This is a genomic window from Wenxinia marina DSM 24838, from assembly GCF_000379485.1.
Lineage (GTDB): Bacteria > Pseudomonadota > Alphaproteobacteria > Rhodobacterales > Rhodobacteraceae > Wenxinia > Wenxinia marina.
This window is the reverse complement of sequence record NZ_KB902292.1, coordinates 23552-38503: the sequence shown is the minus strand read 5'-3', so window position 1 is coordinate 38503 and position 14952 is coordinate 23552. Positions and strand designations below refer to the sequence as shown.

Annotated in this window: 11 protein-coding genes, 2 pseudogenes and 1 other annotated feature; all 13 genes and pseudogenes read left to right on the top strand. The window is 64.5% G+C overall.

Annotation, left to right across the window (positions count from 1 at the left end):
* The first annotated feature begins 32 nt into the window (after positions 1 to 32).
* Positions 33 to 1565 (top strand): sugar ABC transporter ATP-binding protein, encoded by a 1533-nt coding sequence (locus A37W_RS0111770; protein ID WP_018303239.1) that lies wholly within the window; start codon positions 33 to 35, stop codon positions 1563 to 1565.
* Positions 1562 to 2539: an ABC transporter permease gene (locus tag A37W_RS0111765; RefSeq protein WP_018303238.1), complete on the top strand. Its 978-nt coding sequence runs from the start codon at positions 1562 to 1564 to the stop codon at positions 2537 to 2539. Before A37W_RS0111770 ends, A37W_RS0111765 begins: the two co-directional genes overlap by 4 nt.
* On the top strand, positions 2536 to 3540 hold the full coding sequence (locus A37W_RS0111760; RefSeq protein WP_018303237.1) for an ABC transporter permease: 1005 nt from the start codon (positions 2536 to 2538) through the stop codon (positions 3538 to 3540). Before A37W_RS0111765 ends, A37W_RS0111760 begins: the two co-directional genes overlap by 4 nt.
* Positions 3537 to 3854 (top strand): L-rhamnose mutarotase, encoded by a 318-nt coding sequence (gene rhaM, locus A37W_RS0111755; protein ID WP_026198453.1) that lies wholly within the window; start codon positions 3537 to 3539, stop codon positions 3852 to 3854. Before A37W_RS0111760 ends, rhaM begins: the two co-directional genes overlap by 4 nt.
* Entirely contained in the window at positions 3851 to 5209 is a 1359-nt protein-coding gene (locus A37W_RS0111750; protein WP_018303235.1) for an FGGY-family carbohydrate kinase, read from the top strand. The genes rhaM and A37W_RS0111750 overlap by 4 nt, the downstream gene beginning before the upstream one ends.
* Positions 5210 to 5283: 74 nt before the next feature.
* On the top strand, positions 5284 to 5991 hold the full coding sequence (locus tag A37W_RS0111745; protein ID WP_018303234.1) for an IS6 family transposase: 708 nt from the start codon (positions 5284 to 5286) through the stop codon (positions 5989 to 5991).
* Positions 5992 to 6045: 54 nt separating this feature from the next.
* Positions 6046 to 6315, top strand: a pseudogene (locus tag A37W_RS0111740) (transposase); the annotation flags it as partial.
* Positions 6316 to 6435: 120 nt separating this feature from the next.
* Positions 6436 to 7293 (top strand): annotated as a pseudogene (locus A37W_RS23265) (IS3 family transposase); the annotation flags it as partial.
* Positions 6755 to 6870, top strand: a sequence feature (AL1L pseudoknot). It overlaps the preceding pseudogene by 116 nt.
* Before the next feature lie 411 nt (positions 7294 to 7704).
* Positions 7705 to 8496: a family 16 glycosylhydrolase gene (locus A37W_RS0111730; protein ID WP_026198452.1), complete on the top strand. Its 792-nt coding sequence runs from the start codon at positions 7705 to 7707 to the stop codon at positions 8494 to 8496.
* A 106-nt stretch (positions 8497 to 8602) separates the two neighbouring features.
* Positions 8603 to 9871: an O-antigen ligase family protein gene (locus tag A37W_RS21640; RefSeq protein ID WP_018303231.1), complete on the top strand. Its 1269-nt coding sequence runs from the start codon at positions 8603 to 8605 to the stop codon at positions 9869 to 9871.
* 68 nt (positions 9872 to 9939) lie between these two features.
* Positions 9940 to 12132, top strand: coding sequence for a GumC family protein (locus A37W_RS0111720; RefSeq protein ID WP_157236481.1), 2193 nt, complete (start codon positions 9940 to 9942; stop codon positions 12130 to 12132).
* Positions 12125 to 13558 carry a polysaccharide biosynthesis/export family protein gene (locus A37W_RS0111715; protein WP_018303229.1) on the top strand — a complete coding sequence of 478 codons (1434 nt, stop codon included), beginning with the start codon at positions 12125 to 12127 and terminating at the stop codon, positions 13556 to 13558. Before A37W_RS0111720 ends, A37W_RS0111715 begins: the two co-directional genes overlap by 8 nt.
* A 674-nt stretch (positions 13559 to 14232) precedes the next feature.
* Positions 14233 to 14949 (top strand): sugar transferase, encoded by a 717-nt coding sequence (locus A37W_RS0111710; protein WP_229666041.1) that lies wholly within the window; start codon positions 14233 to 14235, stop codon positions 14947 to 14949.
* Positions 14950 to 14952 lie beyond the last annotated feature (3 nt).

Sequence of the window (14952 nt, the reverse complement as noted above, 5' to 3'; positions counted from 1 at the left end):
GCCCCGCGCCGGGGCTGTCCGGACACGCGGTCATGCTGATGCAGGTGGACAAGAAGGCCGAGGTCGCGGTCGCGCCGGTGCTGGCACTGTCCGGCATCACCAAGACCTTTCCGGGCGTCACCGCGCTCTCGGAGGTGTCGCTGGAGCTGTATCCGGGGCAGGTGACCGCCCTCGTCGGCGAGAACGGCGCCGGCAAGTCCACCATCGTCAAGGTGCTGACCGGCATCTACCAGCCGGACGGCGGCACGATCCGCCTCGACGGACGGGCGGTGACGTTCCCCTCGGCGCAGGCCGCGACCGCCGCCGGGATCACCGCCATCCACCAGGAGACGGTGCTGTTCGACGAGCTGACCGTCGCCGAGAACATCTTCATCGGCCACGCCCCGCGGACGCGGTGGGGCCTGATCGACTGGCCCGCGATCCGGGCGCGGACGCGCGAGATTCTCGACCGGATAGACGCCCCCCTCGATCCGATGACGCCGCTGAAGGAGCTGGGCATCGCGTCCAAGCATCTCGTCGCCATCGCCCGCGCGCTGTCGGTCGACGCCCGCGTCGTCGTGATGGACGAGCCGACGGCGGCGCTGTCGCAGAAGGAGATCGAGGAGCTGTACGCGCTGGTCGAGCGGCTGAAGGAAGAAGGCCGCGCGATCCTGTTCATCAGCCACAAGTTCGACGAGATCTTCCGCATCGCCGACCGCTACACCGTCTTCCGTGACGGGAGCCACGTGGGCTCCGGCCTGATGGCCGACGTCGGCGAGGGCGAGCTGGTGCGGATGATGGTCGGCCGGTCGGTCGACCAGATCTTCCCCAAGCGGACCCGCGCGCCGGGGGACGAGGTGCTGCGCGTCGAGGGCTTCGCGCATCCGACCGAGTTCGACGGCATCTCGTTCGCGCTGCGGCGGGGCGAGATCCTCGGCTTCTACGGCCTCGTCGGCGCCGGGCGGTCCGAGCTGATGCAGGCGATCTTCGGCATCACTCGCCCCTCGGCCGGGACGCTCACGGTGGGCGGGCAGGCGGTGGCACCGCGCTCGCCCGCCGACGCCATCGCGCACGGCATCGTCTATGTCCCCGAGGACCGCGGCCGACAGGGCGCGATCATCGGCCTGCCGATCGTCCAGAACGTCTCGCTGCCGTCGCTGGCGCAGACGTCGCGCCGCGGCTTCCTGCGGATGGCCGAGGAGTTCGCGCTGGCCCGGCGCTATGCCGAGCGGCTGGAGCTGCGCGCGGCCGCGCTCGACCAGGACGTCGGCACGCTGTCGGGGGGCAACCAGCAGAAGGTGGTGATCGCCAAGTGGTTGGCGACGCAGCCGCGGGTGATCATCCTCGACGAGCCGACCAAGGGGATCGACATCGGGTCGAAGGCCGCCGTCCACGCCTTCATGGCCGAGCTGGCGGCGGAGGGGCTGGCGGTGATCATGGTCAGCTCGGAGATCCCGGAGATCCTCGGCATGTCCGACCGGGTCATCGTGATGCGTGAGGGGCTGATGGTGGCGGAGCTGGAGGGCGAGGACCTGACGCCAGAGACGCTGGTGCGGCATGCCGCCGGCATAAGGGGCACGGCATGAGCGTCCTGAAATCCCGCGAGGCGCTGCTGGTCGGGATCATCGGCCTGCTGCTGGTGCTGATCGCCGGCCGCTTCCCGGCCTTCGTGGCGCCGGACAACCTGGCCCGGGTGTTCAACGACACCGCGCCGCTGATCCTGCTGGCGCTGGGCCAGACGGTCGTGATCCTGACCCGCTGCATCGACCTGTCGGTCGCCGCGAACCTGGCCCTGACGGGCATGGTCTGCGCGCTGATCAACAGCACGATACCGGGCGTGCCGCTGCCGGTCATCCTCGCCCTCGTGCTGGCGATGGGGGCGGCGATGGGTGCGATCAACGGCCTCCTCGTCTGGAAGCTGACGATCCCGCCGATCGTGGTGACGCTGGGGACGATGACGATCTATCGCGGCGTGATCTTCGTGATCTCGGGCGGGGAGTGGGTGAACGCGCACGAGATGACCCCCGGCTTCACCGGCTTCCCCCGGGCGACATTCCTCGGCCTGCCGGTCCTCGGCTGGATCGCGGTCATCGCCGTGATCCTGTTCGTCCTGATGATCGCCCGCACGCCGCTGGGCCGCGCCTTCTACGCCGTCGGCGGCAATCCGAACGCGGCCGTGTATGCCGGGATCGACGTGGGGCGGACCCAGTTCCTGGCGTTCGTCCTGTCGGGCGCGCTCGCCGGCCTCACCGGCTACCTCTGGGTCGCGCGCTACCAGGTCGCCTACGTCGACATCGCCGGCGGGTTCGAGCTGGAGGTGGTGGCGGCCTGCGTGATCGGCGGCATCTCCATCGCCGGCGGGGCGGGGACGGTCGTCGGCACGCTGCTGGGGGCGCTGTTCCTCGGCATCGTGAAGAACGCCCTGCCGGTCGTCGGCATCTCGCCGTTCTGGCAGATGGCGATCTCGGGCACCGCCATCGTGGTCGCGGTCGCCTTCAACGCCCGCCGCGGGCGCGGCCGGGGGCGGATCATCCTCAAGCGCGCGGAGGGGACGGCATGACGGACGCGACCCTGGTGAACGAGCAGCGCCGCCACATCCCCGACCGGCTCGAAGGACCGGCGGCGCGGCTGGCGAAGCGCTGGGAGGTGCTGCTGCTGGCGGTGGCGGTGGCGATCTTCGTCGCCAACTCCTTCGCCTCGCCGTACTTCCTGAACGCCTGGAACCTCAGCGACGCGACGTTCAACTTCACCGAGAAGGCGATGATCGCCTTCGCGATGGCGCTGCTGATCATCGCGGGCGAGATCGACCTCTCGGTCGCGTCGATCCTGGCGCTGGCCTCGACCGCGATGGGGGCGGCGGCGCAGCTGGACGTGGGCGTGCCGGTGCTGGTCCTGATCGGCCTCGGCACAGGGCTCATGTGCGGGGCGTTCAACGGGCTGCTGGTGACCGGCTTCGGCCTGCCGTCGATCGTGGTCACCATCGGCACGATGAGCCTGTTCCGCGGGATCAGCTACATCGTCCTCGGCGACCAGGCCTACGGAGGCTACCCGTCCGGGTTCTCGTGGTTCGGACGCGGCTACGCATTCTGGGTCATCTCGATCGAGCTGGTGCTCTTCGCCGCGCTGGCGCTGATCTACTACGTGGTCCTGCACCGCACCAACTTCGGCCGTGCCGTCTACGCCATCGGCAACAACCCGACGGGCGCGCTGTTCTCGGGCATCCGCGTGGCGCGGGTGAAGTTCGTGCTGTTCCTGCTGACGGGCCTCATGTCCGGGGTCGCGGCGGTCTGCCTGACCTCGCGCCTCGGCTCCACCCGGCCGTCCATCGCGACGGGGTGGGAGCTGGAGGTGGTGACGATGGTCGTCCTCGGCGGCGTGAACATCCTCGGCGGCTCGGGGTCGATCCCTGGCGTGGTGATCGCGGCGTTCGTGATGGGGCTGGTGACGTTCGGCCTCGGCCTGCTGAACGTGCCGGGCATCGTGATGTCGATCTTCGTCGGCCTGTTGCTGATCGGGGTGATCGCGTTGCCGCGGCTGTGGGGGATGTGGAGGCGCAGATGAGCGAGAAACACGCGTTCCGGATGCGGCTGAACCCCGGCATGGCGGCGGAGTACGAGCGGCGCCACGACGCGATCTGGCCCGAGCTGGTGGCGCTGCTGCGCGACGCAGGCGTGTCGGACTACTCGATCCACCTCGACGAGGAGACGCACATGCTGTTCGGCGTCCTGTGGCGGACCGACGATCACGGCATGGACGCGTTGCCGCAACACGAGGTGATGCGCCGCTGGTGGGCCCACATGGCGGACATCATGGAGACGCAGGCGGACAATGAACCGGTGGCGGTGCCGCTGAGATGCGTCTTCCACATGCCATGAGGGTCGCCGTCGTTGATGTCGGCAAGACCAACGCCAAGGTGGCGCTGGTCGATACCGGGACGCTGACCGAAGTGGCGGTGCGACGGACGCCCAACCTGGTGCAGCCGGGGCCGCCCTGGCCGCACTTCGACCTGAACGGCCTCTGGGACTTCATCCTCGGCGCGCTGGCGGAGCTGCAGGCGGCGCACGGGGTGGACGCGATCAGCGTGACGGCCCACGGGGCGTCGGCGGTGCTGCTGGACGCAGGCGGCGGGCTGGCGGCGCCGATGCTGGATTACGAGCATGACGGGCCGGATGGGGTGGCGGTGGAGTACGACGCCATCCGCCCACCCTTCGAGGCGACCGGCTCGCCCCGCCTGCCGATGGGCCTGAACCTCGGCGCGCAACTGCACTGGCAGCTGGCGGTCGATCCCGGCCTGCGGGACCGCGTGGCGCAGGTGGTGACCTACCCGCAATACTGGAGCGGCCGGCTCACCGGCGTCTGGCGCTGCGAGGCGACGTCCCTCGGCTGCCACACCGACCTGTGGGAGCCGGTGGCGGGGCGGTTCAGCGCGCTGAAGGACCGGCTCGGCCTGCCGTTCGCTCCGCTGGCGCGGGCGGACAATGTGCTGGGGCCGGTCCTGCCGGAGGTGGCGGCACGGACCGGCCTGTTGCCCGGGACGCCGGTCGTCTGCGGCATCCACGATTCCAACGCCTCGCTCTACCCCCACCTCCTCGGCCGGACCCCGCCCTTCGCGGTCGTCTCGACCGGCACCTGGGTGATCTCGATGGCGGTCGGCAGCGCCGTGCCCGCCCTTGATCCTGCGCGGGACACGCTGATCAACGTCGCCGCCACCGGCGCCCCCGTGCCGTCCGCCCGCTTCATGGGCGGGCGCGAGTTCGAACGCGTGGCGGGGGAGGGGCCCGCCCCGACGGAGGCGGAGGTGGCGTCCGTCCTCTCCCGCGCAGCGATGCTGCTGCCGGCGGTGGAGCCGGGCTCGGGCCCGTTCGCCGGCCGCGCCGCGCGCTGGACGGTGCCGGAGGTCGACCTGAGCCCTGGCAAGCGGACGGCGGCCGCATCGTTCTACCTCGCCGGCATGACGGCGACCTGCCTGCGATTGACCGGAGCCGAAGGTCCGGTCGTTCTGGAGGGGCCGATGGCGGCCAATCGCCTGCTGTCCGGGATGCTGGCCGCCGCCACGGGCCGCCACGTCATCGCGGCCGACGGCGCGACCGGGACGTCCATCGGCTCCGTCCTTCTGGTCGATCCGCGGGCCAAGAGTCTTGAGGTCGGCACCCGGGTCGACGCGCCCGATGAATGGGCGGACTATGCCGACCGCTGGGTTGCGACAGTGGAGAGCTGCTTCGACAACTAGACAATCACATCGCGTGAGGGGGACTGTCAGAAGAACCGCTTGAGCGGGGCAGGGTGCGGACCTTGCCTCGTCGGATGACCCAGCCGAACCCGTTCCGTTACTTCAAGACCAGCCCCGAGATCATCCGCCTGGCGGTGATGCTGTATGTCCGCTTCCCGCTCTCGCTCAGGAACGTCGAGGACCTCCTGCATGAGCGCGGCATCGAGGTCAGCCACGACACCGTGCGCTACTGGTGGAACAGGTTCGGGCCGATGTTCGCGGCGGAGATCCGGCGGTGCCGAATACAGAGCCTGCGGTCCAGCAGATGGCAGTGGCACCTCGACAAGGTCTTCGTGAAGATCAGCGGCAAGACGCACTACCTCTGGCGCGCCATCGACCACGAGGGCGAGGTGCTGGAGGCGGTCGTCACCAAGACCCGGGATCGCGCGGCAGCCCTGCGTTTCCTGAAGAAACTGCTGCGCCGACACGGTCGGCCAGAAGTCCTGGTCACCGACCGGCTCCGGACCTACGGAGCCGCCCTTCGACAACTCGACCTGCAGGGCAAGCAGCAGTTGGATGGTCGTTGGATCAACAACAGGGCAGAGAACTCACACCTGCCGCTCCGAAGGCGGGAGAGGGCGATTCTTCGCTTCCGGCGGATGCGAAGTCGTCAAAAGTTCGCCGCCGTCCACTCCTCCGTCTACAACCACTTCAATCTCGAGCGCAGCCTCTCTAGCCGATCCATCTTCAGGACGAACCGCACCGCCGCATTAGAGGAGTGGCGCGGCCTCTATGCGGGGTAGGGGAAGCTCGTCCGCCGCAAACTGAGACTGGTTCGCATTAGTCTGACAGCACCCTTGCTGGCCTACATGACCTTCCCGGCCCAGCACCGCGCCAAGCTTCACAGCACAAATCCGATCGAGCGCCTGAACGGCGAGATCAAGCGGCGCACCGATATCGTTGGCATCTTCCCGAATGAGAGCTCGATCCGCAGGCTCGTCGACGCGATCCTGATGGAGCAGACTGAAGAATGGACCGTCCAGCGCGGCCGTTACCTGACGCTGGAAACGCTCGCGCCGGTCTGCGATGATGTCATGGTCAGCCTGCCTGCTGCGCAGCGCGACTGACCTGCTCGGCCCGCAACAGAGCGCGAGGCCCGCCATCAGCTACACCACGAGCTGGGACACCATCGGGAAATGAACCGCACCGGGTTTCCCAAGGGCTTCAGCCTGTGAGAGGACGGAGCCATGGGGACGACATCAGTGAGATACGCGCCTGAGGTGCGCGAACGGGCGGTTCGGATGGTGGGCGATCACGCGGCCGACCATGGGAGCCAGTGGGCGGCGATCAAGTCGATCGCGCCGAAGATCGGTTGCACGGCGGAGACGCTGCGGCGGTGGGTGCGCGAGGCTGAGCGGGCAGTGGTGCCAGGTGCCGAAGCTCGAGCTGAGGAGGCGGCGCGGGTGAAGACGCTGGAGCGCGAGGTGCGGGAGCTCCGCCAGGCCAACGAGATCCTCAGGAAGGGTGTGCCGATGGATCGCCAATGGTCCGAGAGACATTGGCGCACGCGTTTTTGCGCAGGCGGAGCTCGACCGCCCATTGAAGCGATGATCGCGTTCATCGACGACCATCGGGCGCCCTACGGGGTCGAGCCGATCTGCCGCCAGTTGCCGATCGCCCCTTCGACGTATCACGCGCACCGGGCGCGAAAGGACGATCCTTCTCGACTGCCCGATCGCGCCAAGCGGGACGCCGAGCTGCGGGTCGAGATCGCCCGCGTCCATGCCGAGAACTTCGGCGTCTACGGCACCCGGAAGGCCTGGCGCCAACTGCTGCGGGAAGGCTTCGACGTCGCGCGTTGCACGGTGGAGAGGCTGATGCGCGCCATGGGCTTGCAAGGCGTCGTCCGCGGCAAGCGGATCAGGACGACGATCCCTGACCCGGCCCAGCCATGCCCGCGCGACAAGGTGAACCGGCAGTTCCAGGCCGCGGCGCCCAACCGGCTTTGGGTGAGTGACTTCACCTACGTGGCGACCTGGCGGGGCTTCGTCTCGTTCGGGGCCGTGCTGGAATCAGTGGCGCACTGGCCCCTCACAACAACCGCCGCCTGCGCGCGCCGATCAGTCATATCCCGCCAGCCGAGGCAGAGGCCGCCTACTACGCGCAGATCGACATGCAGCCGCAAGCTGCGTAACCCAAACCAACCAGCCTCCGGGAAACCTGGGGCGGTTCAAAACCCGGTGCGGTTCACTACGCGGGGTAGGGGCAGCTCATCCGCGGCAAACTGAGACTGGTTTGCGTTAGTCTGACAGCACCGTTCGTGTTCGTCTTACAGCAACCCCTAGAGAGGTTTTGCTCAAAAAGCTCCCTGCGCGCGAAGCACAGGAGCTTCTCTCTGGCTTTTGAACATTCAAGGCTGGAAAATACTTGGAAACTACGCCAGCCCTGGCTCAGCCTGCATGCGCATCGGTTCGCGGGTTCGCAGGGGTGGGCGAAACTTGGTAAGGGATGACGAGATGAGCAGGACGGCTCGCTGTATAGCACTGGTCTTAGCACTTGCCGGAAGCTGTCCTGCGTCGGCTGCCGAGGGTGAATTCCTCGACAATTTCGACCGTCTCGACGCCGGGCGGTGGTTCGTGTCCGATGGCTGGTCGAACGGCAGCCATCAGAACTGCCTCTGGTCGAGACGCAACGTCGCGGTCACGGATGGTCAACTTGTCTTGTCCATCACGGATGCCGATGTCCAAGACGCCGATGTGTCACTCGCTTGCGCAGAGATCCAGAGCGAGGGGCGCTACGGCTACGGGACGTTCGAGATGCGTGCGCAGATCCCGTTCGCGACTGGCCTGAACGCGAATTTCTTCACCTTCGTCGGCGCGCCTCAGAACCAGGTCCACAACGAAATCGACTTCGAGTTCATTGCGCCGCGAAGCCCGGTCCTGCAGACCAACTTCCATCGTGGGGATGAGCACGACCACGAGGAACTCGTCGACATGCCCGCCGACGACAGCTTCCGAACCTATTCAATGACTTGGCGATCGGATAGCATACAATGGTACATTGATGGCGACCTAGTTCGGGAGGTGGAAGGAGACAACATCCCGAACCTGGTTCAGAAGATCTATCTCAGCATCTGGTCGACCGATCAACTGGTCGAATGGATGGGCAGTTTCGACCCCGCCTCCGCCCCTCAGCAAATGAGGGTCGACTGGGTCGCTTACACCCCCCTCGGCCACGATTGTCACTTCGAGGGCTCGGTGCTCTGCGAGGCTGAGGTGGCGACGACCAGCTCGATCGAATCCGAATGAGTCCGGCGTCCGCTGCCTGTTCTGCGCCCTCGGACGAGAGGGTTTCCGTCACTTTCCGGAGCGTCGGCGGCAGGCGGCGCCGGTCGGTTTTGGTGGCGCGCGGTCAATGAGGGTCGACAAGAAACGTATCCTGAATCCGGACTGCAACGCCTGGTACGTGGTGCCCGCCATCGCGTTGTCGCTGTTCGTGTTCGCCTATTCGACACGGTTGGGGCAGGTGTCGATCCTGCTTTTCTATAGCGTCTGGTTTGGGCCGCTGATGTTCGCGCCGTGGCTCCTTCTGCGACGTCCCTGGCCGGTCCTGGCGCTTCTCGGCGTCTCAGCGCTGTTCGTGGCGTCCGTGATCTGGAGCGAGGCCCCCTCGACGACACTACGTTCCTCCATCCAGTACGGCACGACCGTCGCCTGCGCACTGATAGCTGCCCGGATGACGTCGGTGCCGAACCTTGCGCTCGGCGGGTCGATCGGCGGCTTGTTTATCATGATCTACTCGATGATTAACGGAGGTTATTCCTATGACTTCATCGATGGCACCTACGCCTTCACGGGTGCCTTTGCCTCCAAGAACCAACTCGGCTACCAAGCGACGCTGGCCATCATCTTCTCTCTGTCGCTGATTGGTCTCTTCCGGGCCCCTCGGCCCGTCGTAATCTTCGCGGTGATCACAACCGTCATTTCGGCCAGATTGATGTTCCTTTCGGACTCGGCGACTTCGTTGTTGACCGCCGGGGCGGCGCTCGCAACTTTTTTCCTTGCCCGGATCATCGTCGCCCTGGCGCCCATGCAACGCCGTGCCGCGGTGACGCTGCTGGTCAGCGGCGCCTTAGCGACAGCAATCACAGCCTACCGGGCCGGCGCTTTCGACGCGGTCCTTGCCGCCTTCGGCAAGGATGCTACGCTGACGGGCCGGACGTATCTCTGGAACCAGGCGATCGAGATCGGAGGCGCGCGTCCGATCCTCGGACTAGGATACAACGCGTTCTGGGTCGCCGGACGGCCCGATGCCGAGCGGCTGTGGGATGAGTTCTACATCACGGGTCGGACGGGGTTCCACTTCCACAATCTTCTGGTTCAGTCCTTCGTAGACCTCGGCCTTCTGGGGCTCGGCGCGATATCTGCGATCTGCGTGCTTCTTCTGGTCTTGCCCATGCGGGCGCTCGTTGCGGCCAGAGCGAATGGTTCGGTCGTCCTGTGTGCCGCGCTTGCCCTACTTTTTCTTCTCAGGTCGGTGTCTGAGGTGGACTTCATCACTTCGTATACGGCAGGGACGTTTCTCGTGAGTTTCGTGTTGCTGCATCTGTTTGATCATCTTCGGGTCACGCGGGCTCGAAATGCCGTCGGTGGCGAACATGTCACCGCTCTGCCGGCTTACTGAGGAGTCACGTGATGACGGTTTTTTATGAGACGCGTCACCCTTTAAGGTCAGACACAAAGGTAGCCCCCGTGAGTGACGATCGTATCGGTGGGGCAATCCCCGCTCCTCCGACCCATGGATCGGATATCCGAGGGGAGATTGACATCGGTCGCCTCCTGCGTGCCGTCCGCCGGCAGATATTCGTGATCGTCAGTTCCGCCGTCTTAGGCATCACGGTCGCCGTTCTGATCATTCTCGGAACTGTGCCGCAATATACCGCGGTCGAAACCGTCCTTCTGGACGCGGAGAGAGCCGAACTTCTCAATGAAGTCTCACCGCTGCCAAGCGCCATTCGCTCGGATTCGGCTGTGCAGAGCGAGATCGAGATAATCAAGTCGCAGGCCGTAGCCTTAGGCGTGGTCGATCGTCTTGACCTCGACGAGGATGCCATGTTCCTGTCGCCTCCGACCGATCTTGTCCCGGGGATTCTCGCATCGGTCTCGGCTGTGTTAGATCCGATCCGGCAGGTCCTGACCCCGGCGGCGCCCGCTACCACAATGCCAAACAGCACGGAGACCGGCCAGGGGGCGACGGCGGAGGCGGTTCTGCAGGAGGTGCAAGCACTTTCCCCCCGCGAGATCGCCGCCCGGCTCCTCCGGTCGCGGATTGAGGTGCGGCGTGTGGGATTGAGCTTCGTAATCGAAATCGCCGTCCGCGACGTCGACCCCATTCGCGCCACTCAGATCGCACGGGCCTACGGTGCGGTATACGAACGCTTTCAGCTAGAAGCGACAGGTGAGGTCGCAGGCAATGCGGCGGACTGGCTAGAGGAACGGATCGACGTTTTGGAACAACTGAGCCTCGAAGCCGCCTCGAACCTCCAGCAGTTCAGACAGGACAACGACCTCTATTCCGTCCGGGGTGAGCTTCTAAACGAACAGCAGATCTCTGAACTAGCCAGCCAGCTTGTCTCGGCGGCGGCAGCGACTGCGGAACGGCAGGCTCAGTATTTAAGCTTGGAGTCGCTGCGGGAGCAGGCGGAAGACGGCGCGACCGTCGTTGCCGTTCCAGATGCGGTGGAGGGAGAGAGCCTCGCTTCTCAGGACCTCAGGCGGGAATATATCGACACCCAACTCCGCTACCGCCGGCTCGTCGCACAGTTCGGCGAAGATCATCCGCAGGCCCTGCAGTTGAAGCAGGCCCTGACGGACCTTGAGGAAACCAATCGTCTTGAACTCGATCAGGCGACCGAAGCGGCGCGTATCGCCTACAATGTCGCGCTCAGCCGGGAGAACTCGCTGCGAGGCGATCTCGATGCAGCCACCTCGAGCGGAAACCTCGACTATTCCCTCCGCGGCCATTTGCAGCAGCTCGAGGCGCGTGCGCAGACGTTTGACGCGATCCACCGCCAGTACCTCCAGCGCTACGAAGTCGCGAGCCAGCAGCAAGGTTTCCCGATTGCCGCAGTTAAGGTCATAACCGAAGCGGAGGTTCCTGCGGCACCCTCCAGCCCTCAAAAGAGGGCCATGCTCTTGGCAGGCGCTTTCCTCGGGGGATTCATCGGCATGATGATCGCTGCCATGCGCGAAATGAGATCGAAGCCGCTTCGTACTCCCTCGGCCGTGCGGGAGATTGTGGGAGTGGGGTGCGCCGGGCTGATCCCTCGAGGTAAGTCAAGCCGAACCGATCGCAGTACTCGGACCCGTACCTTGGATCGCGTAGCGAGAATTTGCGAGAGTGCTGTGCGCGGGGGGCCGAAGCTGATCGGCATCGCTCCCCTAGACGACACGATCCGCGGCCAGTCCGATTTCGTGGACGAATTGGCGGAGCGACTGGCTAAGGACTCCAGGCAAAAGGTTCTCGTCGTGATTCCCGATACCGGAGCTCGAAGAAGACATACCAAAACGGGCATTCCGGGAAGTCCCCACCGAATTTCGCTCAACGCCGTACGCGCCAATCCTGAACGCGCCGACGGCATAGAGTTTCAAGGCGACGAAACGATGGTTGAAGACGATCTGAAGGATAACTACCGCTACATCCTTACCGTGCTGCCGCCTCTGACCTCGGCTGGGAACTTGAAGGTTCAGCCTCTCGCCTGCGACGCAACAGTCCTGCTAATTCCTTGGGGTAAGGTACTGCCGGATTATCTGTCGGATGCTCTGAAGGACCGGGAAAGCTTCGCCGACACGTTGCTGACTACCGTTCTGGACGGGGCTGATGTCACGAACGCCCGCCGATACATGAGCCATCGCAGTTTCGAAGAACGTGAGACCTATGCCTGACCTTGTTTTTCGGACCCTGTCTCTTCTGAGGACCGCAGCGCTGGCGGTCCTCGGAACCGCGACGGCATCCTTCGCCCAATCGGCGGACACACTCCCGGGCGACGCTTTCTCGCTCGCGCCCAACCAAAGCGTCCTCCTTAAGATCGGCCGCTGGGATCCCCTGACCGAATCCTACACGGCGTGGGACACACTTGGCGGCGAATTTGTCATCGGTCCCGACGGAATACTGAACCTGCCCGTCGTGGGCGCTCTCGACGTGAACAGTCGCACCACGGCGGAGGTGTCCGATGAGATCGTCGAGAGGGTACAGCAGCAGCTTGGTCTCAGTGGCTACATGCAGGCGGGCGTGACAATCGTCGACTACGGTACCTACTTCGTGTCGGGTGATGTTCGCGCGCCGGGTGCCTACGACTACATACCCGGAATGACCGTGCTCCAGGCAATTGGCCAGGCCGGCGGTCTGCCTGGCGGGTCTTCGCTCCTCATGAGGGGTGACCGCGACGCGGTCTACTCGATGGGCCGCTACAGGGTCCTTCAGCTCGAACTGTTTCGGCGACTTGCCACAGTGGCGCGGTTGTCCGCGGAACTCGAGGATCGCGACATCGTCGTTCCCGACGAGCTTGCCGAATTCCCCATGGGCGTGCAAATCATCCAGCAAGAACGGCAGATCATGATATCGCGCGAGTCGGCAATCGACGCCTCGCTTGCGCAGATCGCCGAACTCGAGACGCTGCTGCGCGAACAGATCTCCCGTTTCGATCGACAGCTCGAGCTTCGCGACGAACAGCTCGACCTGTTGAATGAGGAACTGTCGGTCGCGGAGAACCTGGTAAATCAGGGCCTTTCCCGCGCGGATAGACTAAGCGGACTGGAACGACAGGTCGCAGATCAGCAGGTAAGGCGGCTCGAACTCGAGACGGCTCGCCTCAACGCGGAGCAGGACCTGAACGACGCAGCGCGTGATCGCCTTCAGCTCATCAACTCTCGCGAGCTGGATCTTGTCGAGGGGTTACTGCAGCAGCGGAGCGCGGTCGAGAGATTGCGGGTCGAGATGGAGACTGAAGCTGCCCTCTATTCAGAGGCGCTCGATACCGGCACCGGACTGATACGATCCAGTGTCGACGGGTTGCCCGAATTCAACATCACGAGGGTGAGCGGCGGAAGTGTCGAACACATCGCGGCTGATCGGGACACCTTCATCAGGAGCGGTGACGTAATAGAAGTCGTCCTGGCGCAAGACATGGGTCAGGGCGTCATTTCGCTCGGTCTTGAGGGTCCGGATGCGGTTGGACTTGAGTCACCGACGGAGCAAGGCACATCGGACGCCAGCATCGGCGACTACGGAGCTCGCACCGCGGAGCCTGCTCAAAATGAAGGTGACGAAGGTCCCGGCATCGACCAGACGGAGCCGCTTGCCACGGAGTAGCGGCAGGGCTCGCTCTAGATCCGGCCGGAAGAGTTCGTCGAAGGCGACATCTTTTCGGTCGAACTGTTCGCTGAGATCAACCTCGACAGCTTTGCAAGCCAATCGAGTTCCGAGCTCGATCCGAGGTTGGTGCAGACCGATAGGGAGCGCAGGCCCATTGATATCGAAGAACGTGCCGCGGCGGCCCGAGGCGCGGCCCTCGTGCAACTCGGCAGACCAACGATCGGTAGAAACGCCTTCTCTCCTGCAAGGTTTTCGCTTGGCTGCTGCCGGTCCCGTGGACGGCAGGTTAAGGTAGCACCGAGCGCTCCTATGCTAACGATCCTGTCGTTGCGTCCGCGCGACCGTCAACGGCCTACGCCGACCCTTTCTCCCGATCAGGTCTAGTGGAGAAACAGACTGTTTCCGAGCTTGGCGAACGGACCTGGGAGGCTCAGAACCGTTATTTTATAGGCATTTAAGCTTCCAGTGGGCACAAAATTTGTCTGCCCACGGATTCCTGAAGCTCCGCTGTCCAACAAGGTTTGCCTTGGCCCCATTAAGGCGTTATTTAGGCAGAAATGGGGCGGCCCGGCCGAGGGCGATCGACGTGCAAAACTTCACTTGCACGGCCTCGTTCGTATTCAACGGTTGAAGCCGTCCTTACTTGTTGGTTGTTTGAAGGACTGGATTGTATGAAGAGCCTGACCCTAAACCGTGTGCACGTCAGGCCCGGATTGGTCGTGCCAAGTGTTACCTTTGCAATGCCAGACGGGCTTAGCAAAAGCATGCACGAACCTGCCGGAGGGCGTTCGAAGCGACTGATGGACATTTCCATTGCGCTGATCTTGATATTGGTGCTTGCGCCGATGTTCGTCTGGCTAGCGCTTCTTGTGACACTCACTTCGTCGGGTGGGGCGCTCTATGGTCATTCGCGGGTTGGATACGACAACCGCAGGTTCAAGTGCTACAAGTTTCGGACGATGCGTGCAGATGGCGACGTCGTCTTAAGCCGTTGGCTGGACACTCACCCAGAGGCCCGTCTTGAATGGGAAACGACGCAGAAGCTTGCGTTCGATCCTCGTGTGACGACGGTGGGCCGGTATCTGAGGAAGTTAAGTCTCGATGAACTGCCGCAGCTATTCAATGTGCTCAAGGGCGACATGAGCCTTGTCGGACCGCGTCCCGTCGTAGAACTGGAACTGCAGCGCTACGGAATGTCAGCGCGTTATTACGTGCAGGCACGGCCGGGCGTGACAGGTCTCTGGCAGGTCAGCGGCAGGAGCCGGACGAGCTACGGCCGGCGGATCGCTTTCGACCGGCTCTACGTGTCCCGGACTTGCATGAAGACCGACATCGGCATTCTGTTGAGGACGATACCCGCAGTCCTAAGGTCCAGCGAAACCTCTTGAGCG